Here is a 21,250-nt window from a genome sequence, read left to right on the forward strand (position 1 = left end):
CGGCGATGAAGCGCGGGATCGTCATCGTCCTGGCATTGCTGGTGGCGTTGCTCGCCGCCGCATTCGCACTCATGAACGAGGCCGAAGTACGCCTCGACTTCCATTTCTTCGCATTCGAGATGTCGCTGGGCGTGGTCGTCATGGTGAGCTTGCTGACCGGATTCCTGCTTGCCAGTGCAGCACTCTCGGCCGCCGTGATCCTGCCGCAACGACTGCGTCTGCGTGCATTGCGACGCCAACTCGATGCCGTCCGCCCGAGCGGGCCGACCGTTCCATGACGCTCGACCTGTCGGTACTGGCCTTGCTGGTACTGCTGGCGTTCCTGTCCGGTTGGCTGCTTGCGCGGCGCAATCCTGCGACGGCCGTCGGCGCCCAGGCCGATCGCCTGCGCCGCAACTATTTTCGCGGCCTCAATTACCTGCTGAACGAGCAGCCGGACAAGGCGATCGAAGTCTTCCTGCAGATCGCCGAAATCGACAAGCAGACCGTGGAAACCCATCTCGCACTCGGAAACCTGTTCCGTCGTCGCGGCGAGACCGATCGTGCGATCCGCGTCCATCAGAATCTGATCGCGCGACCGAACCTGACTCCGGAACAGAAGTCGCTGGCCTTGCTTGAACTGGGCGAGGACTACATGCGCGCCGGCCTGCTCGATCGCGCCGAAACCCTGTTTACCGATCTCGTCGGCATTGATGCGCATGCGCCCGCGGCGTCGCGCCACCTGATCGCGATCTGCCAGCAGGAGCGCGACTGGAAACGCGCCATCGAACATGCGCGGCATCTGGAGCAGATCACCGGCGAGTCGCAGGCGGAACTGGTCAGCCAGTTCCTCAGCGAACTGGCCGAGCATGCGGTCGTCAAACAGGATGCGGTACAGGCCAAGGCCTACCTGACCGAGGCAGTCACCGTGGCGCCGCTGTCGGTGCGCCCGCGCCTGATCGAAGGGCGCCTCGCGCACGAGCGCCAGGACTGGAGCCGCGCCGCGAACGCCTTTGAACGCGCAGTCGAAAACGACATCGAATACCTGCCGATCGCGCTCGCGCCGATGCTCGACGCGCTCGAACATCTCGATCGCCGCGAGTCCATCGACGCCATGCTGGACGAATGGATGCGCCGCTATCCCGGCATCTCGCCGGTGATCAAGATGACCCGCCGCGTGCGTGACCGCGAGGGCGACCAGTCGGCGATCCGCTTTCTGGCCGAGCGCCTGCGCAAGAAGCCATCGGTGCGCGGTCTCGCCGAACTGGTCGAACTGCAACTGGCCGGGGTGCAGGGCGAAGCGCGCGAGCAGCTCGAACAATTGCGCGACTTGCTGAAGCAACTGCTCGACGGTCAGGCACTGTTTCGATGTTCGCGCTGCGGTTTCGGTGCACGTTCGCATCACTGGCAATGCCCGGGCTGCAAGTCCTGGAGCACGATCAAGCCGGTGCACGGCATCGCCGGAAATTGAGCCGGATGCACCCTCCGTTCGATGTGCTGCTGATCCCCCTGGTGGCGTTGCTGGGTACGCTGGCGGCCCGCGCCCTCGCCATGCGCCACGACCAGCTCGACCGGCCTGACCGTCGTCGCCTGCATGGCATACCGACGCCGCGCGGCGGTGGGCTCGGTCCGGTCCTGGCCTGGCTGTGGATCTTGGCCATGCCGACGCTGTTTGCAGCGAACGTGTTTCGTGCTCCTTCGGCCCAGGCCCTGCTCGTCGCGCTCGCGTTGGTGGCGTCGATCGGTGCGCTGGATGATCGCTTTGGTCTGTCCATCCGCCTGCGCCTGATCGTGCATGTCCTTGCGGCAACGGCGGTGGCGGGGAGCTTCGTCGGTTCGTTCGACAACGCGACGTCCATCGTCGCCATCGCGCTGCTGACGTTCGCCGGCGTCGCCTCGATCAACCTGCACAATTTCATGGATGGTCTGAACGGTTTCCTGAGCCTGCAGGCCCTGTTCGTGCTGATGGTGCTGGCGATACTGGGCGCGCTGCGCAGCGATGTCACGTTCACGCATGCCTGCCTGCTCGTCGGCAGTGCCTTGATGGTGTTCCTGCCGTTCAATTTTCCACGGGCGCGCATCTTTCTCGGCGATATCGGCAGCGGTTCGATCGGATTGATGATCGGCGCGATGACCCTGGTGGCTGTCGACCGCGATCTGCTCGGGTGGGGCAGTGCAGCCGTGTTGTCGTCGGCGTTCGTGATCGATGCCGGTGCGACCTTGATCGTCCGCATGCGTCGCACTCGGCACTGGCACCAGGGCCACCGCACCCACCTCTATCAATGGCTCTGGCGACGACGCTGGGGCGTCGTTCGCATCAATGCGGCCTACCAGGGCTGGAACGTGCTGATCGTGCTGCCGGTATTGCTGGGCATGGAACGTTTCGCCAACTCGCTATGGTGGGAATTCGGCGCAACCCTTGCGGTCTACGGCCTCGGACTGTGCGTCTGGCACGCAGCGCGTGGTGCGCTGCGGCGCAGCCATCGGGCACAATACCGACCATGAACCTGCGTCGATTGATTGCCATCCTGCATCCGCGCCTCGCGGTCGTCGCGCACGACCTCGCGATGATCTGGCTCGCCTGGTACGGCACCAACTGGCTGCGCTGGAACCTGCAGATCGATCCGCCGCCGGTGTCGGTGTTCGGCCCCGAGTATGCGATCGTGCTGGTTGCGCAGACCGTCATCCTGGCCTGGACCGGCCTGTATCGCGGCCTGTGGCGCTTCGCCAGCCTCCCGGACCTGTGGAACATCGCGCGCGCGTCGGTGCTCGGCGCCCTCGCGATCGCGCTCGGCCTGTTCTTCCTCGACCGCCTCGAAGGCACGCCGCGTTCGGTGCTGCTGATGTATCCGATCGCGCTGATGCTGCTGCTCGGCACGCCGCGCATGGCCTATCGCTACTGGAAGGACAGCCGCTACGACGGCGGCGGCGCACCGGCCAAGCGCGTGCTCGTGCTCGGCGCCGGCCGGGCCGGCGAGACCCTGGTCCGCGACCTGCGCCGCGACGGCGCCTACCGCGTCGTCGGCTTTCTTGACGACAAACCCGGGCTGCGTGGCGCCAATGTGCATGGCGTGCCCGTGCTCGGTCCGATCGAACAACTGCCGCAACTCGCGCGCGAAGTCGCCGCGGAGATGGTCCTGATCGCGATCCCGACCGCGAGCAACCAGCAGATGCAACGCATCGTCGGCATCTGCGAACAGACCACGCTGCCGTTCCGCACTGTCCCGCGACTGGAAGACGTCGTCGAGGGGCGTTCGAACTTCAACGAACTCAAGGAAGTCGCGATCGAGGACCTGCTCGGGCGCGAACCGGTGTCGCTGGACTGGACCGCGATCCGCGCCGGTCTCGCGTCGCGCAGGGTGTTGATCACCGGCGGCGGCGGCTCGATCGGATCGGAACTCTGTCGCCAGGTGGCGCGCCTCGGCGTCGAACGCCTCGCGGTGCTCGAACTGTCCGAATTCAACCTGTACAAGGTCGAGCAGGAACTGCGGGTCGAATTTCCCGATCTGGTGGTCGACCCGATCCTCGGCGACTGCGGCGACGCCGCGACGCTGGAACGCGTGTTTTCGCGCGTCAAACCCGAAGCGGTCTTCCATGCCGCGGCGTTCAAGCATGTGCCGCTGTTGCAGCACCAGGTGCGCGAAGCGGTGCGCAACAACCTGCTGGCCACGCAAACGCTGGCGCTCGCCGCCGACCGTCACGGCGTGCACAACTTCGTGCTGATCTCGACCGACAAGGCGGTGAATCCGTCCAGCGTGATGGGCGCGACCAAGCGTGCGGCCGAGATCTACTGCCAGAGTTTCGCGCAGCAGTCGAAGACGCACTTCATCACCGTGCGTTTCGGCAACGTGCTCGATTCCGCCGGCAGCGTGGTGCCGCTGTTTCGCGACCAGATCCGTCGCGGTGGTCCGGTGACCGTCACGCATCCGGAGATCTCGCGCTACTTCATGACGATTCCGGAGGCCTGCCAGTTGATCCTGCAGGCGGCCGTGCTCGGCCGCGGCGGCGAAATCTTCGCGCTCGACATGGGCGAGCCGGTGCGTATCCGGTATCTCGCCGAACAGATGATCCTGCTCGCCGGCAAGCTGCCCGAGCGCGACATCCAGATTGTCTACACCGGCCTGCGCGCCGGCGAAAAACTGTTCGAGGAACTCTTCCACGAGCAGGAAAACCACGAGAGCACCGGCCATCCGAAGATCTTCCTGTCGCAACCCCGGTTGATCGCGTTCACCGAACTGACATCGACGATGCGCATGCTGGATGCGGCCGTGCGTCGTTTCGAGGAAGACGAAGCGCTGCGCCTGTTGCAATCGCTGGTACCGGAATTCGACCAGTCGCGCACCGAGCGCGACGCCGACATCGTCTCGATCCACAAGGCCGCTTCTTGATGCGTATCCGCAAAGCCGTGTTCCCGGTGGCCGGTCTCGGCACCCGTTTCCTGCCGGCCAGCAAGGTCGTTCCGAAGGAGATGCTGCCGCTGATCGATCGACCGCTGATCCAGTATGCGGTCGAGGAGGCGGTCGAAGCCGGCTGCGAGACCTTGGTGTTCGTGACCAACCGCTACAAGCACGCCATCGCCGACTATTTCGACAAGGCCTACGAGCTCGAAGCCAAGCTCGAACAGGCCGGCAAGCACGAGTTGCTGAGCATGGTCCGCGACATCCTGCCGCGTCATGTGCAGACCGTGTTCGTGACCCAGCATGAAGCGCTCGGACTGGGCCACGCGGTCCTGTGCGCACGTCCGGTGATCGGCGACGAGCCCTTCGCGGTGCTGCTGCCGGACGACATGATCTGGAACCGCGGTCGCGGCGCGCTGCACCAGATGGCCGACATCGCCGAACGCGACGGTGCCTCGGTGATCGCGGTCGAAGATGTGCCGCGCGAGCATACGAACCGCTATGGCATCGTCTCGGCCGAACCTGTGGATGAACACCTCGCACGGGTGCGCGGCGTCGTCGAGAAACCCAAACCCGACGTGGCGCCGTCCACGCTGGCCATCGTCGGTCGCTACATCCTGTCGCCCCGGATCTTCGACCTGCTGGAAACCACGCGCGCCGGCACCGGCGGCGAAATCCAGCTCACCGATGGGATCGCGGCCCTGCTCGCGCAGGACCCGGTGCTGTCCTACCGCTTCATCGGTCGCCGCTTCGACTGCGGCAATCGCCTCGGCATGGTCCAGGCAACCGTGCACCTTGCGCTCGAAGATCCGGAATTGCACAACGCCGTGGTCGCGATGATGCGCGAGCGCCTGGCGCTGGAAGCGAACTGAGCGGGGCAGGGCATGGACCTGTCCTGGATCATCAACCACCTCGGCGAAGAACGCGACCGTTATTTCGATGCGGTGATTCCACCGATCGTGCAGAGCGCGATCTTCGCGCATCCGGACATCGCGACCATGCGCGCGCGCCTCGCCGACGAGTTCAACGCGCATGTCTACACGCGCGGCCAGAACCCGACGGTCGAGATCGTCGCGAAGAAACTGGCGGCACTGGAAGGCGCCGAACGCGCACTGATGTTCGGCTCCGGCGCCGCGGCCATCGCCGCCGGCGTGCTCGCGAACCTGCGCGCCGGCGACGAGGTGATCTGCGTCGAGAAGCCCTACTTCTGGACCGGGCAGCTGGTGCGCAAGCTGCTCGCGCAATTCGGCATGCGCGGCGTGTTCATCGATGCGCGTGAGGCGGCTGATGTCGAGGCCGCGATCACGCCGGCGACGCGCATGATCGTGCTGGAAAGCCCGAATTCGCTGACCTTCGAGCAACAGGACCTCGCGGCAATCGCCCGGATCGCGCAGGCGAGGGGCATCGTCACGCTCGTCGACAACAGTTATGCGACGCCGCTCGGGCAGTCGCCGATCGCGCTGGGCATCGACCTGGTCGCGCATTCGGCGACCAAGTACCTCGGCGGCCACAGCGATGTCGTCGCCGGTGCCTTGTGCGGTTCCGAACGGATGATGCGCAAGGTCTTCGATGGTCCGTACATGACGCTGGGCGCAATCCTGTCGCCGTTCGATGCCTGGCTGCTGTTGCGCGGCCTGCGCACCTTGCCGGTCCGGCTCGAACGCATCGTCGCGACCACCGCGACGGTATTGGCGCATCTGGCCAATCATCCGAAGGTCCGGCGCATCCATGCACCGATCCTGCCGTACTCGGAACAGCCGGCACTGAGCGCTTCGCAGTTGCGGCATGCGAGCGGCCTGTTCTCGATCGAACTCGACGTGCCCGACATCGCGGCCATCGACCGTTTCTGCAATGCGCTCGAACGATTCCTGATGGCGGCGAGCTGGGGCGGTTACGAATCGCTGGTGTTTCCGGTCGCCGGCGTGCGCGACTGGGGCAGTCTGAATTCACCGGCCAGCGTGCCGGTCAACCTGGTTCGTTTCTCGATCGGCCTGGAAGATGCCGCGGTGCTGATCGCCGATCTGGAACGCGGATTCGCCGCGATCTGATCGGCGCAGGCATCAGCGCGCGGTATAGCCGCCGTCGATGACCAGCTCCGAACCGGTCATGAACTTCGATTCGTCGGAGGCGAGGAAGACGACGCCCCAGGCGATGTCGTCGGGTTCGCCGACATGGCCGAGCGGGTGCACGGACCCGACCTGGGCCTTGGCGGCTTCGATGTCGGTGGCGCCACTGTTGCGCAGGTGATTCTCGACCATCGGCGTCCAGATGTAGCCGGGATGGATCGAGTTCACGCGGATGCGGTCCGGGGCGTAGATCATCGCGTCGGTCTTGGCCATGAGTCGCACCGCGCCCTTGGCGGCGTGATACGGCGGCACGTCCGGGCCACCGACCAGTCCGTAGATCGACGACAGGTTCACGATGCTGCCGGCGCCGGCACGCTTCATGTGCGGGATCGCATGCTTGGTGCAGAAGAACACGCCCTTGACGTTGACCGCCTGGACACGATCCCACTCGGCTTCGGTAACCTCGTGCGTCGGCTTGTTCACGCCGGAGATGCCGGCGTTGTTGACCAGCACATCGATCGACCCGAAGTGCGCGGCGGCCTCATCCATCGCCGACTTCACCTGGGCTTCGTTCGACACGTCGACGTGCCAGAACCGCGCCGGGGCACCGGAGGACGTGAGTTCGGCGACCAGCCGCGCGCCATCCTCATCAAGCACATCGAACACCGCGATGCGCGCGCCTTCAGCCGCCAGTCGCAACGCACACGCACGGCCGATGCCGAGCGCGGCGCCGGTGATCACGCAGGTCTTGTGCTTGACGCGATTCATGGCGCGCTCCGGTTGGGTGGGGTTCGACCATTTGTTCACGGTAACTCGATCCGACAACCGTAAGTGATTGATTATTCGTTAGGTCGCGGCTCGGACAAGGAAGGTCGATTGACGGTGCCTTCGCACATTGGGCCGATCCAAGGATGCCCAGAGCCATGAAATCCGATCCAGGATGACAGTCGTCAGGAAGAAGCGGGCCATAGGCTGCGGCACGTCATCGCAAACGGTCCAGAAACTTCGGCTGATTCAACCCGGAGTGTTACCAAGTCGGGCCCAGAATATCTCGATCTCCAGCCTCGAACCGGCTTCCTTCCGGAGCAGCACCCAAGGCTCTGAGAGATGAGGCCGATTTCTCCCCGGCCGGTACAAGTCGGGCATGTAGCGGCCCATTACGACGCGAATTCCTTCTGCGTAACTCCGGGCCACCAATTCTTGGATGGCAGACAGACAAACCTGAAGGTCTTCAGTTTCCTCACGCGTAGGGGCTGGCCGCTTTACAGGCCATCCTGGCCAATGAAGTCGCAAGATGGACAAACCAACCTGCCTGGTCACCTTCGCAATGCAATGTAGATCCAGATAGGAGCGACAGCCGACGACGGTCAGCGGTAGCGAGCGAATTTCCAGAATCGATTTTCGGCGAGCGGGCACAAAAGAGCGATCCGCATCGACACCAGCAGGTTCCAAGAACAGCGTCATTTCGGTGTCTGACAGGCTGTTTGGCGGCAACTCGGGCAAGCCGACAAGCCGCTGAAGCAATTCTCACCGCGAGCCTTCCCGTAGCTTCAATCATGGCCGACTGGGAGTCGCCCAAGCTTTCGAGTCTGGTCAGTGCGGCGAAAAGGTCTTCAGTCGCCCGCCTGCTCTCCGGCTCAGGGCGAGCCACTGTCCTATGGACGATGTGTGGATCTGTCTCCGGCCGATCGGTACGCCACGCCAAGGAAGTCGGCAGGACAAATGCAGTATCGAGAACCGACATCGATCGCGCATGGGGAGACGGACCCACCAAACGCGTTCGGTTGCGCTGAGTTTCAGCCCAGTGCAGATACATCGAGCAAAAGCGTTCAACTTGGAGCGGCGCGTTGAATCCTCGGACAGCGCACTTTTCAATCACGTGGTCGAAGCCGCACTTGCACGTGCCTAACCATCCAAAACTTAAGCCATCTAGCCGCATTGGGCGACGACATTTCAGGCAGGTCGTGCGCAGTCCATCGCCGTGCCAGGGACATCGGTGCATCCACGGAAGCTGATGGAGTAGCGAGTGGTATCCGTAGTTCAAACATTGGGGACAGTATCGAAAGTGGTGTTTGGCCTGCACCAAAGCTTCATCACATTGAAACGGGAGCCAGTGTCCGTAGTCCCAAAACGTGCGAGTCATGGGCGGCACGTCCAGCGCGGCTGACAATTGTTCCTTGCGCTTGACGGAAAATGTCATCACATGATTGAGATCATCTACGTGCCGAACGGAAATGCCGAAAGCGAAACGGTAGTCTCCGCGCTCGTAACGATTGAGGCGTGTGACGCGTAAGAATGCTCCAATGCCAGAAATGTACGGCCACCGATCGAAGGGCGCGCCAACAAAATGTGGCCGCATGGGGACGTTCATCCGGGCATCCTCGGCAGTCGTGATTTCTCCAAAGCCACTAAGCCGGACAGCTTGAGAGCCGTCATGAAATCGTCGGGCGTAAAACGCTTGAACCTCTGATTCTCCTCGCAACGCGAACCATCAGATAGTAGGTCGCAGTGTCGAAAACACATCATTGGAAAGGGTTCGTCGGGTCCTAGAGAGTTTTGTCCACGAAGCGCGGTCACCGCGTCCAGAAATCTCCTGCCTGCTGTTCAATGGACCATCCTTCAGCAACGGCGCAAGGTGCAAATTCCTCGAGGAACGTCCGGCCCTGCCACGTTTGTGCACCGAAGGATTTCAAGGCTGGCCGAATCTCCAGAAGCCCCTTGAGACCGGTGTACTCGTAGGAGTCACCCGTGAAGCGACCGGTGATCTGAGAGGGCTGTGGGTCCGCATCAGCCGTCGGGACCGAAGATTGGTCTGCGTCTGATTGCACTACCAAGATCACGAACAAGCGGTAACCCATGGCCGTAATTTGGTTGTCAAGCGTTGCGAGATGGGCGTAGTCATCGTGTAGTAGCCGATTTGAATCGTCGATCGCCAGTACGATCACTTCGGCACCCGCCAATGCTGCTTGTTCAGACAGGTGGTTTTTCATGTGATGCACGGAAAACGGCGATTGCGTCTGCTCTCGCACCTTCAAGTTCGCGGAGAGCTTGAGAGAATGAAAAATACGATTCTGTGGACTGTTGCGGCACGCCAGCCAACATTGAATGCCAGTACATCTTCCAGTTTCGCCAGTCGTAGGTCTGACTAAGCATTACCAGCCCCTCGGTCTTGCCGATTCGACCAACGCCGTTTGCGATGATGCCGTGGCGATTGAACTCGATGCCACTGTTGATGGCCTTCCCTAGTGCGGTGATTGGAGGCACCAGAAATCGTGGCCTGATGGCGTACAAAATGGGATGCTTCTTGTCCATGACGAGACCTTTGGTTGCGTTTCGGGGACGGCTTCGATGAGGTTGAGGAGCTCGGCCGGAACACTGCTTCCGGCGGCTCGTTTGCGTTCCATTCGTTCGTCAGCGACGAGGGGGCAAGTCGAAAATCGAGATGCTTCGAGTTGAATTGCCGTCGCTGTTGCGAGGCGAAGCCGTGGAAGCCAAGTCGGAGCGCACATACTCGTCTGCCGCCCAGCGCAACTCGTGTGCCCAGCGCCGCACTGCGTCGTGATAGGCGGCGACAGCGTCCTCGACACCCTTCCAAGAGATCAGTCCACGCTCTTCGCATGCGTTCGCACGTTCTCGTGTCTCGAGATCGTGCGCGGTGCGAGACCATGGCGCCGACACATGCAAGACGACAAAGACTTCGCCGTCTTTCCACAGCGTCATTCGACGCAGATCATTTGCGCTAACGGTGGCTTGGAACGATTGCCCGATCAGGTTGTAGCGACCCTGCAAGGTTCTGCTGCGATACGTTGCCTTCTTCCACCGCACGTAGGGCTGCCGGACCTTTTTCTTGCCGGCAATCTTCACTCTCGGGCGCAGCAGCAATAGTTCCCCTGCATCTTTGTCGGTCAAGGTTGATTGGATTCCGACGACTGTGTCGAAGTACCGTTCGACGACTTGTCGCGGGCTTTGCTTGTAGAGGGCCTCTTGGGGCGTAGCGTGATAGCCGGAAACCGCCACATCCATGAGGTCGTCTAGTGCTTGCAGCTTTGCCGGGTAATCCTCGGCTCGAAGAGCGGTGGTAGCTTCTGGACCATCGCGGTTCGTTCCCTCCGGTCGAAATCCGCCGGCGAGCAGCCGCAGCACCTGCTCTTCGATCTTTTTGAAGAATGCTTCTACATGCGGGCGACCTTCTGGCACGCCCGGAAACCCAATGTTGACTACGCCGCCGAAGAACTTGGCAAGGTTGTGTGTCGCGTCTTTGGCGATGTGGGCCATGGCGCTGTCCAGCGCCAGGCAGGCGCCGCGCAAGATTCGCGAACACGTGTCCACCGCGTTCGGCATCCACGCTTCGGGGTGGTATTGCATGTTCGGCACAATCAGCGCGCGCGGCTGCCATCGAGTGAGGCTGCGTGCTCCCGTGCGCAGGAGGTCGAAGCGGTTGTAGTTGTCCTTCACGACCAAGTTCCACGCCACAATGGCGCGCGATGCCACGTCGATGAAAACGATTAGCCAGAGGCGGGTAATGAGACGCGGGATCCAGTTTCCTTCGGGTGTCTGTATGAGAACGTTCCAATTGACGTCGATACGATGACCGTCCGCTTCGATGCGATCGAAGGGCTTTATTGGGTATAGATGTTCTAGCCGCGTGCTGTGTGTCTTCTCCGGAGACTCTTCATCCAGGTTTGGCGTTGGCAACAATTCGCGAGCAGTCCGAATCCGCCGAATGAGAGCGCGACGGCCCCGGTCCGGTGTAGCCCACATCGGCAAATTGCCCCAGCCTGCTTTAGAGATCAGTTCGAGCAGCTTCTTGAAGAACTTGTTGAACGCGCGGCTAGACCGGCTCCGTTCCGGCAAACGTCCTCGGAAAGCTTCGATGAGCGCCAAGGCTCCAGGCACCAAGCGCAGCAACGTCGCGATGCTCTTGGGCGGCTGGCTCGCGTCGACTGCCGGCTGTTCGGTTTGCTCTTTCTCGCGGCGGTGATGCCAAAGGCAAGCGCGATAGCCGACGAGATTGCCGTCCGGGTGTGCGCGAACTGATTCAGCCACCACGTCCATGAGAGTATTCCTTCGCACGTGGTGGTGCTTCGCAGCGTCGCGAATACTTGAGCCTGCATAGACGGCGGTCAGCGCCTTCTCGTAAGCGACGTAGTGTTTCGCTGCCGTTTCAGGCTCAATGGACTGCGGATTTAGACGCGGCAGTGCTAGCAACTCGGACTCGGGCGGAAGATCGAGAGAGCGACTCATGACGCAATCTCGAAGCACGTACTGCGCAGCATGCGATCTGTGGCATCGCAAGTGAGAATGCCTGCGTGCACGAGATAGGCCAGCACACATTGGATGTCGGCGTGCTGAAATCCTTCCAGGGCCGTCGTAAGCTGCGAGAATCGCAGACGGTGATGGCGCGACAACTGGTCGACAATGGCGTCTTGCACGACGCCACGATTGGTCAATCGAATGGCGGTTTGCACATCTGGAAGCAGCCGAAAGGCAAGAGCGATCCGGTCGCTCTGCGCGAGCACGTCTCTCTCTTGAACAAACTCCAGCGGAAGGTGGGCAGCACGTGCTGCTTCGATCAGTGCCTCAGCGTCGCGATGAGCCCGTCGCTTTTGTCCTTGTGCTGCATTTGAGGAGCCCATAACCATCATCAACATGTGCTCTTCACCGGACGTGTCGCGACACCAAAAGCAGATTTCGTAGAGTGCGGTGCCGACCTGCAGTACCCGGGGACGTTCCGTGTACGCGCTGACCTTGGGGTTGAACTCCAGCAGCAGTGCTTGAGCAATGCGCGCCAAGTTCAATACCCGTACGAGTCGCCCGCCTTCTTTGGGAGACGCGAAAGAATGTGCATCGCCCGCGCGAATCTCTGGCAGTGAAAGATCTCTTGGCGCATATGGACGGTCTCCGCTCGGATACGATTGGGACGAGGTGTTATTCATTGAGGATCCTCTTCGCACGTAGTACGTAAGCGGCGTGCGGACTCAAAGGAAGGCGGCCCCGAACCATCGCCTTCTGGCGTGCGCACCAACAGCCATTCCAATAAGCAACGACCGCGCGCGCTCACGACGAAAAGCCGCTGAAGTTCGTTGCGCTTCTCGTCCACGAGGGCGAATCCATCGAACACAACGTCTGGCAATTCGGTGTCGTCTTGATCGAGCACTACCCGGACTCTGCGTACACAAATGCCGTGAGCAGATGCGTGCGCTCGCGGGATCGGGATCACCAGAAACCACGGCACCTTCTCAGTACCCTTCGGCGAGGCGGTCATGACATGCCTCCCGGCGCGCTCACTCTGGAAGGCTCCGCAAGGAAGGTTTCGAATGGACGCCTTCCCTCAGGGCGCGACGCCATGGATTCGGAGAGACACGGACTCGGTGGACAATGAAATGACAGCGTGACGTGCATGCGAACGCTCCCGGCAAGTGCAGAGGCGCCGACGAGCGCGTCCGCGTGGCAGGGCCGAAGCGAGCAGATGGGAAGGTGCCGAAAGGACCAACTCGTGGATCCAATTTCAGACGCAGTTGACACCGACCGAGGAAAGTGGGACTGTGTAGCGAAGCCGCCAAGCTTTGCACTACCCAGCCCCTGCTCGCAGGGGCTTTTGCTTTTTGGGTATTAGAAATCGTGCAAACGGCTGCGCTACGGCGGACGCCACTGCGGCATGTCTACGCGTACGACGATGGATTCTGCGCCGTCGACGTTTCTCTGAAGATCTGGGGCTTGCGGCGAAGAGTCACTTAGTTTCGTGCCGCAGAGTGCGCGGTGTGCGGGCAGATAGGGAGAGTTTTCCCCCAGCCTTGCACTAGTGCTAAACATGGCGAGTGTCCACCGCGATGGCGATGCTCGCGGCTTCGGTCGGCTGGGCGCCAATGCACTCGCCCGCATTGACTTCGCCGGCCAACCACCGCGCCACTTCGATGGTCCGGGCGAACCGGCCTCGACGCCCCGGCAGTTTGAACACCTCGACGGGGAGCTCGCCGAGGCGTGCGGCCCTCTGAAATGCACGTGACGATCGGTATCCAAGGCACCGTCCGAGCGCTTGACCGCTAAGAAGTTCACTATGCTCATCGAGCATGCGGCGTATCAATTGACTCGCTTCGGTGGGCGTCAAAGGGTGCACATTGCGCCTCTTGGTAGACATTGTCGTTTTGACATGTTTTCATGAGCACATCTATGCCGTATTTGCTTAGCAAATCTGCTCATGCCAAGAGTGCTAGAAACAGGCCAGGGGTCAGACAGACGTAAGCCCTCAAAGGGTCGGCGCGGTCCGCAGACGGGCGCGCTCAAGTCCAACAGGCGGGGTCCCGAGGACCGTGTTTATCGAGTCCGAACCAAAGTGTGGTTGGCAGCTGTCAAGGCGCGCTGCCCGGTCGATTCGTTATTGGGATTGGATCGTCATTTCTTGGGAGACGATCGCGCTGATCTACGTGCCTTCTGGCGGATAGCTCGCGACGACACGGATCCCGGCCTGTCCCGGGATGCGCTTGGCGAGAGGAGTTTGGTAGACATAGTTGGGGAACGACCTGGTTACCACCACACCCGTGCGATCTATCACTCAGAGCTGTGGGAAGAGATTTTGGGTCCGCGACCCCTCAATCTGGACCGGCGCGAAGCGCTACTGAAGATTCTGCTCGATCGACTACACCTGTTCGAACCCAATTCTGAAGACTGGATGGCCGCAGCAGAACTAGGCATCGACTTTTTGGTGCACGACGCCGTTCGATGCGCGACTTCAAGCCGATGAGCTGCCCACTTTTCGCGCAAACGCGATATTGACCGCTTGGCCCTTTTGAGTTTGCTATTTCGACGCGCGATTGAGGCGTCAGCGTTACAGGAGGCCTTGGCACTCGAGAGTGCATTGATTAGCAGCGTAAGAAGGTTCTGTTGTCGATTCGGCTTCAACAGTTCCATTTCAGCTGAATGGGAATTTCTCATTCGCCGCCGCGTCATTGCTGGCCAACAGTCTCTGGCGATCCCTCAGCACATCATCGACTCGGCGACTCTCATGCTGTCGGGTTGGGAGCGCCAATGTGAATCCGCGATACAGCGTCGGCGTTACGAACAGATGCTCTGGGCGGGGGCATGCATGCTCGACAACCAACAAGAACCACCAGTTACGCACTTGGTTCCCCGATGCCAACGAGTGAACGACTATCAGAGCAATCGTCAGGATTTCGTGCATCGCGCCGGCGAGATGGCCAACGAGCGGATCCGACAACATTTCGCTGAAAGCATGCGAGAAGGCGTGAGTGCAGAGGTTCGCTTTGGGGAAATGAGGGGGTACCGCGAGCCAATGCGCAACTGGGATTAGCGCATCGAGCCATGCCTGGAAGGACTGAAACAACGAGGACTAGTCGTCTCCTTGCGATAAGGGATTCTTATCAAGGGTAGGGAAGGGCGGCTTCCGACCCATAGCGGACTGTCAACACCGGAGTTAAGCGGCCTGTGGGCCGCCAGGGAAAACCAGGCTATGACATGAACCCGACTGCGGCCCACAGGTCCGCTTGAACCTAGTTAGGCCGCACCCGCCACCAACTGGAAGATGACTACCCACATGCCGAGAACCGCAATGAAGTTGATGGTGAAGACGGCGCCGCGCAGCCGCACATTGGTAGTGCATACCTGGACGTAGGTGTGCACGATGCGACCCGCAACGAACAGCCACGCAAGCGCAACAGCGAGTTGGCCTGTTGCGCCAAGCAGATGCAGCAGGATGCACGCCACGTAGAACAGCAGCGGCCACTCAAACTGATTGGACAAGTTGGCGCTGATGCGCAGCTCGAACGCGGCGAACGGGTTAGAGCCGTCCGGGCGCCGCCAAATGCCCCAAATGGCCGGAGCCCGTGCGATGGTCAAGAGCGCGTAGAGAAACGCCGCGAGCAGCACATGCACAAGCATTGGAAGTACGAGCTGCTGAAGCATGGACGAGCCCATTTGTGCGGCCTAACGTTTGAGCTGAGCGGCTGACGCCGGCATGGCACTTGGGCCGCGGAGTGAACGATGACACTGGCCGCTCCGCGGCCCAAGTGCCATGCAGGTGGCAGTCCGCCCGAACGAAGGGTTAGGCCGCAACCGTGGGCCAGTGCCGACTGAAAAGCCGTGCCATCAAGGCTGCTGCGATGGGGAAGATGACTGCGTAGCCGATGATTCCAACGTTGCGCAACTGCATGTTGGACAGCGGTACTCCTGCCAAGCCAATGAAGGCCAGCGCAGCGCTGACATACAGCAGAACGCGAGCTACAGCTGCTTGGTCCGGGCCTTGAACGGTTGGTGCCGCGAACAATGCGGCCAGGGGGAAGAAGATGTCCCACGCCAAGATGTCCAGTGCATAGGCGACCGAGGGCCACTGGAAGGCGAACACATTCCGCGCCCAGTCTTGCCCGGCGAAGCCGGGCTCACGGCTGAGGGTCAGGACGCTGAAGTGCACACCGCAGGTAACTACCGCGCACCCGGTCATGAAAGCGACCGATACAACCGCGAACGGCCTTTGAGCAGGCGGAGCATGGGCGAGAAGGCCTACTGTGAACACGACCATAGCGGGAGCGATGGCAATGATGAGGAGTTCCATGAGGGTGAACCATGGGTCCTGGATCTGGTGCTGTGGGGATGGCAGCAAGAGAAGGCCGACTGCGAGGACAACGGCGTAGACGAGACAGAGCAGCGCGACGGAGAGCGCTGCAACGATTGCCATCCTCTGTGCCTTCGGCATTTCGGCCTCGATCAGTCGATGCGCTTCATATGTGCGGCCTAACGCCGTGTTAAGCCGCCGCCGCGCGACGGTGTGTGGATGATACGAGCAACTTCCTCGGCGGTCGGCTTGAACACACAGTTAGGCTTCATCGCGACGCGTCCACCTGGTGCACCTCATAGGACAGGTTTCGCGTGATGAGGCGACGATACACGCGTACGTGAGCGATGCCTCCAACTTGCGCCGGCCCACTGCTGGCGACGACTTTGGCAAGGACCACCTCGCCGTTGTCGAGCCGAACGCTCACGTGCTCTGTTGCGGCGCCCCACTTGCGTGCATTGACGCCGGCAGTTTCGACCACGCCACGCAGATCTTCGATCGGCCCTTGAGGCACGTTCATTGTGAGCGCGACGATGCACGCGAGCACAAATGTTCCGACCACAGCGGAGACGATGTTTCCAATGCGCTCGCGATCAGGTTCCATCATTAGGCCTAACGACGCTGTAGAAAAAGTGGCCCCGATCTTGCTCTCATGAATGCGGGTGAGCAAGGTGGTGAACGATGGCGCGCTACAAGTTTGTCGACATGAGTCCGCGGTTGTTGCCGGTGGATCTGGAAGTGCAACTGGTGCCGGGGACGTTTGCGCATGCGGTGCATCATCTGGTCGATGCGTTGGACCTGTCGGCGTTCGATGCGCACTATCGCAATGACGACAATGGTGCTCCGGCACATGCGCCGCCGATGCTGCTGAAGGCGGTTCTGCTGGCGTATTCGCAAGGCATCGTCAGCTCGCGTGCGATCGAGCGCGCGTGTCGCGACAACGTGTTGTTCATCGCGATCACCGGCGATGCGAAGCCCCATTTCACGACAGTGGCCGACTTCGTCAGCCGTTCGCGTGACGCGATTGCGTCCGTGTTTGCGCAGGTTCTGACGGTCTTGGGCAAGGAAGGTCTGATCGGTCGCGCGATGTTCGCGATCGACGGTGTGAAGCTGCCCTCGAATGCATCGAAGCATCGTTCCGGTACGAGTGACGAGTTTCTGGCGCAGGCCGAGAAGCTGGAGCGTGTCGCGCGGCAGATGCTGGATCGGCATCACGGCAACGACGTCGACGTGCGCGACGAGTCGACCGACAAAGTGACCGCACGCATTGAGCGGATGACGCGCGAAGCGACGCAGATTCACGCGTGGCTTAAGGCGCATCCGCTGGATCGCAAAGGCAGCCAGGACAAGCCGCGCAAGTCGAACCGCACCGACAACGAGTCGGCGAAGCTCGCGACCGACAAGGGCGTGATCCAGGGTTACTGCGGCGTGGCCGTCGTCGATGCCGCACACCAGATCATCGTCGAGGCCTCTGCACACGGCACCGGATCGGAACAGGAATTGTTGTTGCCGGTGATCGACGCGTGCGCGGATCAGCGCAACGTCGACACCCTGATCACCGCCGATGCTGCCCCATCGGGGCCGCGCTTCACAGGAATGACCAGCCAGTATCGCGCGCCATTTGCGCCCTGAAAGGAGGCGCAGAGAGAGCCTCCATCACTCAGCATCTCAACAGAACCGGCCAATGTGACGGGTGGGAGCATGAGCAGCCTAACGCTTGAATTAAGCGGCGGCGAAGCCGTCCGCTTGAATGAACTGTTAGCTGCTGCGTGACGGCCGACAAAGGAACGCATGGCAAGACGCACCAGCCATTACCTTTTTCTATATGCGCTGGCGGGGGCTCTGCCGTAGCGACAAGAACAGCAAAGCCCACAATGTTGCCGCGCCAACGGCCAATGCGATCGCTACCCCAAAGGCTGTCTCTGACCAAAACCAAGAGAAGCCTTGGTTGCCAAAGGTGAAGGCAGCCGCGAGAAACGACAGCGACAGTGCCGGTGCGAGAAGTTTTTTGGACTTGGGTGACATGACCGTTCTCCGTTTGTACACAGCTAACGCCAATTCTCCGACGGGATCGTCGGACTAATGGCGGAGTTTGAAGCCGGGAAGTCGAGCGCGTCAACGCAAGCTGTTGTTCTCGAGGCGTTAACGAGCATTGTTCGCGTTGGTGGGCGTCGATGATTCAGCACTATCTCCGACCATTTGTGCGTAAGAAATTTTTAGCACGACGTTCACGTCGGACTAACCGGCGACTGACCGCTATTGGCCGATAGCAGCGGGGCGCTATCGACCCATAGCGGACTGTCAACGCCGGAGTTAAGCGGCCTGTCGGCCGCCAAGGAAAACCAGCCTATGACATGAACCCGACTGCGGCCCACAGGTCGGCTTGAACACATAGTTATGCGGGCGCACGAGTGAATACCTGGATAGCTCTGCTGCCAGACGCATAGGGAGTGCCCGCTTCAGCGAATCCGAGGTGCCGCAAGGTTGCATGCATTGCTACGTTCTCCACTGCGGAAGTTGCGAACACGCCGTGTCCGACTGCGGCGTTGGAGGCGGCCGACGCGAGTTGGACCGAGAGCTTTCTTCCACGGTAGGGCTCCCTTACGTAGACCCAACCCAACTCGAAAGGAAACGTGTTCTCTGTGAGCTTGAACCCAGACGACCGAGAAATGCGCGAGCGATAGCTGGGGATCGGTACCTTTAGCGCAGCGATGCCGGCCAAGGCATTCTCAACGAATCCAAAAACGAGTGCGCTTGCGCTATTGATTCGCTGAAAAAGACCGGTCGTTGCCACTTCGCCGCCAGCGAGAACGAAAGAGGTATATGCGCCGATCTCAGGCGCCGAGCAGTCAGTGGGAGACTTGAGTAGAATTTTCACGGCAGCCTCCACCGCCCGCATAACGCCGTGTTGACCGCCGCCGCGCGACGGACTATGGATGAAGCGAGAAACGACCTCGGCGGTCGGCTTGAACACATAGTTAGGCGCCTACGGAATAACAGATCGGCAGTTGGTGTCTTTGCGAGATGTGTCCAGAGGCTGCCAATCCATTGAAGACTTCTCTCGGCCACACATCTGTTCCCATCCCGCTGCCTTACGGAAGCGCACACGGAATACATAACCATAAAACTGCCAGACATCATCGATGAGTATGGAAAGGACAAGCTCTTTGTCTTCGTAAAGCTCCAATGTCGGCTCGTACAAGCGATCGACGATGCGCGCGCTGACTGTTTTGCGCCCCACCTTGCACGCCCCGCCGAGTGACTGGCTCTTCTTGGCGCTATGAATTTCGTAGCCGTCCAACGTTGCCTTTCCGGAAGCGCGGTCGAAAATTGGCTGCAATACCTCCAGTTCTTCGTTCCATACGATGCGCGGCTCAATCTCGAAGTTGCGCAATTTGCTGTCGCAGCGCAATGCCAGGACGCCCTCGCCATAGTCTGCATGAGCAGCATCAACCCATATGAAGCCCAAGAAACCCAAGACCAGAAGGAGCGCAACTCGCATAGGGGCCTAACGCCTGAATTAAGCCGAGCCGCGAAGCGGCTTCGGCTTGAATGAATTGTTAGCTGCCAGCGGAACTACGCCGTAGCCGGTTGAAGATTGCCATACCGGCGCTTGCGCAACTCGGTGAAGTGCCACCAGGGTTGCGGCGTTCCCCCTGCCAAGAAGTCAGTGACAGACATGAAGACATCAAGAACACAGGGATCTTGGCGCAAGCCGGTTGCAGCGCAAAGGTCTCGATACAACTCAAGCGGATTCGCGCCGATCAGCTCACTAGGGATGAGTACCCGAGCAGCTCGAAATCACGAGCCGCGGCTGGACCGATGTTGGGAAGATCAGTGAAGCGCAGAAGTTTGCTCCGCGAGACCTTGGTTGGATTCATGGCAGCTAACGCTGTGTTAAGCGGCCGCGCGGCCGAAGAGAAATTTTAGGGCGAAATCGCTAATTCCACCCGGTCCGCTTGAACACATGGTTAGGCAGTGCCTACAGATGGCGTTGCATGCGCGGCGAGGAGTCGACTATCGATGTCGACGTGATGTGCACCGATTGCTTGAAGCAAGCGAAGTGGGGCGATCACGCGAGACCGCCACAGAAGAAGGCGACAGTGCGCATCGCTCGAAGGTCGAATTTCAGATGCAGCACGTCGCAGCCGCCGTCAAAGATGACAGGCATAGAGTTTGCGGGCACCAACTTGGCGCCTCCCGGCTTCCCACGCACAAAGATGCCAGTGACGTAATGTTCTTGGTCGTTACGTGTCTCGGTGTAGTAGCGCGTGTAACTGCGAAGGCGTGCCGCGCCTTTGGGCAGCCTGAGCAAATCCTCAATCGATTCAAGGAGCGCAGAACTCGAGTCGTCTGTTTGAGGCGCAACGGCATTTGGCGCCTGCGCGGCACATCCGGCGAGCATCATCAGTGCCGCGAAACTTGAGAGGAGCGATTTCATCTGCCTAACGCCGTGTTAAGCCGCCGCCGCGCGACGGTGTGTGGATGATACGAGCAACTTCCTCGGCGGTCGGCTTGAACACACAGTTAGGTTTGCACGCGAACAAGCAACAGTTCGCCGGCCGGACCACACGACAACGCAAACACGCCGCTTGTTGGAACACGAACCACGACTGTTTTCGAAGGTTGCGGGCCGCCGCTGAAGCAGCCGTACTTTACCGCGACCTTTCCAGGCGAAAGCCAGACAGGAGACTGGTGATATGCGTAATCGCTGAAGCCAAGGCCGCCAATCTCGAAGACCTTTACTGAGCCTTGGCTGGCTGATGTAAACCGAAGCTCTGCAAATTTCTGAGCATTCGACGGCCGTTCGTGCCTCACCTCACGCAACGACATACCCGCGCAGGCAGACAGCGCGAGAGATGACGCCAACAAGATGAGACGATGGGACATTGCGAACCTAACGCCGTGTTAAGCCGCCGCCGCGCGGCAGAGTGTGGATGATACGAGCAACTTCCTCGGCGCGTCGGCTTGAACACATAGTTAGGACGCACGACCGCTCGGCGCAAGCTCCGGTAGGAACGGCTCGACCAGCGCCATGTACTCCGACGAATGTTGAGGAGGACAAAGCTCGAGCGCAGAAACGAACTCCATAGGCGGACAGTAACCATGCGCCTCGACATAGTGCCGAATCAACACTGGAGCAACGTAGCAAACATGGTGTCCCGGAATTATGAGCTCACCTTTGCCGAGCGGGCCGGATTCCCCCGGACACAACGTGCATCGATGCGGACCGCAGAAGTCGA

19 protein-coding genes and 2 pseudogenes are annotated in these 21,250 nt (G+C 60.7%); 8 read left to right on the forward strand and 13 right to left on the reverse strand.

Going from position 1 to position 21,250, the window contains the following annotated elements; genetic code table 11:
- Positions 1-5: 5 nt before the first annotated feature.
- From IPP28_11385 to IPP28_11410, 6 genes are read left to right on the forward strand one after another with little or no spacing between them, the layout of a single operon-like run.
- On the forward strand, positions 6-278 hold the full coding sequence (locus tag IPP28_11385; protein ID MBL0041621.1) for a LapA family protein: 273 nt from the start codon (positions 6-8) through the stop codon (positions 276-278).
- Positions 275-1,450: a lipopolysaccharide assembly protein LapB gene (lapB, locus tag IPP28_11390; GenBank protein ID MBL0041622.1), complete on the forward strand. Its 1,176-nt coding sequence runs from the start codon at positions 275-277 to the stop codon at positions 1,448-1,450. The genes IPP28_11385 and lapB overlap by 4 nt, the downstream gene beginning before the upstream one ends.
- Before the next feature lie 5 nt (positions 1,451-1,455).
- Positions 1,456-2,484: a glycosyl transferase family 4 gene (locus tag IPP28_11395; GenBank protein ID MBL0041623.1), complete on the forward strand. Its 1,029-nt coding sequence runs from the start codon at positions 1,456-1,458 to the stop codon at positions 2,482-2,484.
- Positions 2,481-4,367: a polysaccharide biosynthesis protein gene (locus IPP28_11400; protein MBL0041624.1), complete on the forward strand. Its 1,887-nt coding sequence runs from the start codon at positions 2,481-2,483 to the stop codon at positions 4,365-4,367. Before IPP28_11395 ends, IPP28_11400 begins: the two co-directional genes overlap by 4 nt.
- Entirely contained in the window at positions 4,367-5,248 is an 882-nt protein-coding gene (gene galU / locus IPP28_11405; protein ID MBL0041625.1) for a UTP--glucose-1-phosphate uridylyltransferase GalU, read from the forward strand. Before IPP28_11400 ends, galU begins: the two co-directional genes overlap by 1 nt.
- Positions 5,249-5,260: 12 nt before the next feature.
- Complete coding sequence (locus IPP28_11410; GenBank protein MBL0041626.1) at positions 5,261-6,424, forward strand: aminotransferase class V-fold PLP-dependent enzyme; 1,164 nt, start codon at positions 5,261-5,263, stop codon at positions 6,422-6,424.
- 12 nt (positions 6,425-6,436) lie between these two features.
- On the opposite strand, the gene IPP28_11415 is transcribed toward IPP28_11410, so the two are convergent.
- From IPP28_11415 to IPP28_11440, 6 genes are all read right to left on the reverse strand, one after another.
- Positions 6,437-7,210 (reverse strand): glucose 1-dehydrogenase, encoded by a 774-nt coding sequence (locus tag IPP28_11415; protein MBL0041627.1) that lies wholly within the window; start codon positions 7,208-7,210, stop codon positions 6,437-6,439.
- A 1,805-nt stretch (positions 7,211-9,015) separates the two neighbouring features.
- Positions 9,016-9,432 (reverse strand): hypothetical protein, encoded by a 417-nt coding sequence (locus tag IPP28_11420; protein MBL0041628.1) that lies wholly within the window; start codon positions 9,430-9,432, stop codon positions 9,016-9,018.
- The gene (locus IPP28_11425) at positions 9,413-9,754 is read right to left on the reverse strand and encodes a hypothetical protein (GenBank protein MBL0041629.1); all 342 of its coding nucleotides are present in this window, start codon (positions 9,752-9,754) and stop codon (positions 9,413-9,415) included. Before IPP28_11425 ends, IPP28_11420 begins: the two co-directional genes overlap by 20 nt.
- 99 nt (positions 9,755-9,853) lie before the next feature.
- Complete coding sequence (locus IPP28_11430) at positions 9,854-11,686, reverse strand: hypothetical protein (protein MBL0041630.1); 1,833 nt, start codon at positions 11,684-11,686, stop codon at positions 9,854-9,856.
- The gene (locus tag IPP28_11435) at positions 11,683-12,378 is read right to left on the reverse strand and encodes a hypothetical protein (protein ID MBL0041631.1); all 696 of its coding nucleotides are present in this window, start codon (positions 12,376-12,378) and stop codon (positions 11,683-11,685) included. Before IPP28_11435 ends, IPP28_11430 begins: the two co-directional genes overlap by 4 nt.
- The gene (locus IPP28_11440; GenBank protein MBL0041632.1) at positions 12,375-12,707 is read right to left on the reverse strand and encodes a hypothetical protein; all 333 of its coding nucleotides are present in this window, start codon (positions 12,705-12,707) and stop codon (positions 12,375-12,377) included. The genes IPP28_11435 and IPP28_11440 overlap by 4 nt, the downstream gene beginning before the upstream one ends.
- A 1,572-nt stretch (positions 12,708-14,279) precedes the next feature.
- On the opposite strand from IPP28_11440, the gene IPP28_11445 reads away from it, so the two are divergent.
- Positions 14,280-14,750, forward strand: coding sequence for a hypothetical protein (locus tag IPP28_11445; protein MBL0041633.1), 471 nt, complete (start codon positions 14,280-14,282; stop codon positions 14,748-14,750).
- A 203-nt stretch (positions 14,751-14,953) separates the two neighbouring features.
- Here IPP28_11445 and IPP28_11450 read toward each other — a convergent pair whose 3' ends face one another.
- From IPP28_11450 to IPP28_11460, 3 genes are all read right to left on the reverse strand, one after another.
- Complete coding sequence (locus IPP28_11450; GenBank protein MBL0041634.1) at positions 14,954-15,361, reverse strand: MAPEG family protein; 408 nt, start codon at positions 15,359-15,361, stop codon at positions 14,954-14,956.
- Positions 15,362-15,500: 139 nt separating this feature from the next.
- Positions 15,501-16,148, reverse strand: coding sequence for a hypothetical protein (locus IPP28_11455; protein ID MBL0041635.1), 648 nt, complete (start codon positions 16,146-16,148; stop codon positions 15,501-15,503).
- A gap of 127 nt (positions 16,149-16,275) precedes the next feature.
- Complete coding sequence (locus IPP28_11460; protein ID MBL0041636.1) at positions 16,276-16,611, reverse strand: hypothetical protein; 336 nt, start codon at positions 16,609-16,611, stop codon at positions 16,276-16,278.
- A gap of 77 nt (positions 16,612-16,688) precedes the next feature.
- On the opposite strand from IPP28_11460, the pseudogene IPP28_11465 reads away from it, so the two are divergent.
- Positions 16,689-17,576, forward strand: a pseudogene (locus IPP28_11465) (transposase).
- Positions 17,577-17,828: 252 nt separating this feature from the next.
- Here IPP28_11465 and IPP28_11470 read toward each other — a convergent pair.
- The 4 genes and pseudogenes from IPP28_11470 to IPP28_11485 all read right to left on the reverse strand — a co-directional run bounded on the left by IPP28_11470 (position 17,829) and on the right by IPP28_11485 (position 20,448).
- Positions 17,829-18,032, reverse strand: coding sequence for a hypothetical protein (locus IPP28_11470; protein MBL0041637.1), 204 nt, complete (start codon positions 18,030-18,032; stop codon positions 17,829-17,831).
- 961 nt (positions 18,033-18,993) lie between these two features.
- Positions 18,994-19,509: a hypothetical protein gene (locus IPP28_11475; protein ID MBL0041638.1), complete on the reverse strand. Its 516-nt coding sequence runs from the start codon at positions 19,507-19,509 to the stop codon at positions 18,994-18,996.
- A gap of 74 nt (positions 19,510-19,583) precedes the next feature.
- Positions 19,584-19,888, reverse strand: a pseudogene (locus IPP28_11480) (helix-hairpin-helix domain-containing protein).
- A 191-nt stretch (positions 19,889-20,079) separates the two neighbouring features.
- Positions 20,080-20,448 carry a hypothetical protein gene (locus IPP28_11485; protein MBL0041639.1) on the reverse strand — a complete coding sequence of 123 codons (369 nt, stop codon included), beginning with the start codon at positions 20,446-20,448 and terminating at the stop codon, positions 20,080-20,082.
- Positions 20,449-21,250: the final 802 nt, after the last annotated feature.

Source organism: Lysobacterales bacterium, assembly GCA_016721845.1.
Taxonomy (GTDB): domain Bacteria; phylum Pseudomonadota; class Gammaproteobacteria; order Xanthomonadales; family Ahniellaceae; genus JADKHK01.

What these genes read in the sequence shown, in the direction of transcription:
- IPP28_11385 (MBL0041621.1), top strand. Translation starts at nt 6, where the DNA reads ATGAAGCGCGGGATCGTCATCGTCCTGGCATTGCTGGTGGCGTTGCTC.
- lapB (MBL0041622.1), top strand. Translation starts at nt 275, where the DNA reads ATGACGCTCGACCTGTCGGTACTGGCCTTGCTGGTACTGCTGGCGTTC.
- IPP28_11395 (MBL0041623.1), top strand. Translation starts at nt 1,456, where the DNA reads ATGCACCCTCCGTTCGATGTGCTGCTGATCCCCCTGGTGGCGTTGCTG.
- IPP28_11400 (MBL0041624.1), top strand. Translation starts at nt 2,481, where the DNA reads ATGAACCTGCGTCGATTGATTGCCATCCTGCATCCGCGCCTCGCGGTC.
- galU (MBL0041625.1), top strand. Translation starts at nt 4,367, where the DNA reads ATGCGTATCCGCAAAGCCGTGTTCCCGGTGGCCGGTCTCGGCACCCGT.
- IPP28_11410 (MBL0041626.1), top strand. Translation starts at nt 5,261, where the DNA reads ATGGACCTGTCCTGGATCATCAACCACCTCGGCGAAGAACGCGACCGT.
- IPP28_11415 (MBL0041627.1), bottom strand. Translation starts at nt 7,210, where the DNA reads ATGAATCGCGTCAAGCACAAGACCTGCGTGATCACCGGCGCCGCGCTC.
- IPP28_11420 (MBL0041628.1), bottom strand. Translation starts at nt 9,432, where the DNA reads ATGAAAAACCACCTGTCTGAACAAGCAGCATTGGCGGGTGCCGAAGTG.
- IPP28_11425 (MBL0041629.1), bottom strand. Translation starts at nt 9,754, where the DNA reads ATGGACAAGAAGCATCCCATTTTGTACGCCATCAGGCCACGATTTCTG.
- IPP28_11430 (MBL0041630.1), bottom strand. Translation starts at nt 11,686, where the DNA reads ATGAGTCGCTCTCTCGATCTTCCGCCCGAGTCCGAGTTGCTAGCACTG.
- IPP28_11435 (MBL0041631.1), bottom strand. Translation starts at nt 12,378, where the DNA reads ATGAATAACACCTCGTCCCAATCGTATCCGAGCGGAGACCGTCCATAT.
- IPP28_11440 (MBL0041632.1), bottom strand. Translation starts at nt 12,707, where the DNA reads ATGACCGCCTCGCCGAAGGGTACTGAGAAGGTGCCGTGGTTTCTGGTG.
- IPP28_11450 (MBL0041634.1), bottom strand. Translation starts at nt 15,361, where the DNA reads ATGCTTCAGCAGCTCGTACTTCCAATGCTTGTGCATGTGCTGCTCGCG.
- IPP28_11455 (MBL0041635.1), bottom strand. Translation starts at nt 16,148, where the DNA reads ATGCCGAAGGCACAGAGGATGGCAATCGTTGCAGCGCTCTCCGTCGCG.
- IPP28_11460 (MBL0041636.1), bottom strand. Translation starts at nt 16,611, where the DNA reads ATGGAACCTGATCGCGAGCGCATTGGAAACATCGTCTCCGCTGTGGTC.
- IPP28_11470 (MBL0041637.1), bottom strand. Translation starts at nt 18,032, where the DNA reads ATGTCACCCAAGTCCAAAAAACTTCTCGCACCGGCACTGTCGCTGTCG.
- IPP28_11475 (MBL0041638.1), bottom strand. Translation starts at nt 19,509, where the DNA reads ATGCGAGTTGCGCTCCTTCTGGTCTTGGGTTTCTTGGGCTTCATATGG.
- IPP28_11485 (MBL0041639.1), bottom strand. Translation starts at nt 20,448, where the DNA reads ATGAAATCGCTCCTCTCAAGTTTCGCGGCACTGATGATGCTCGCCGGA.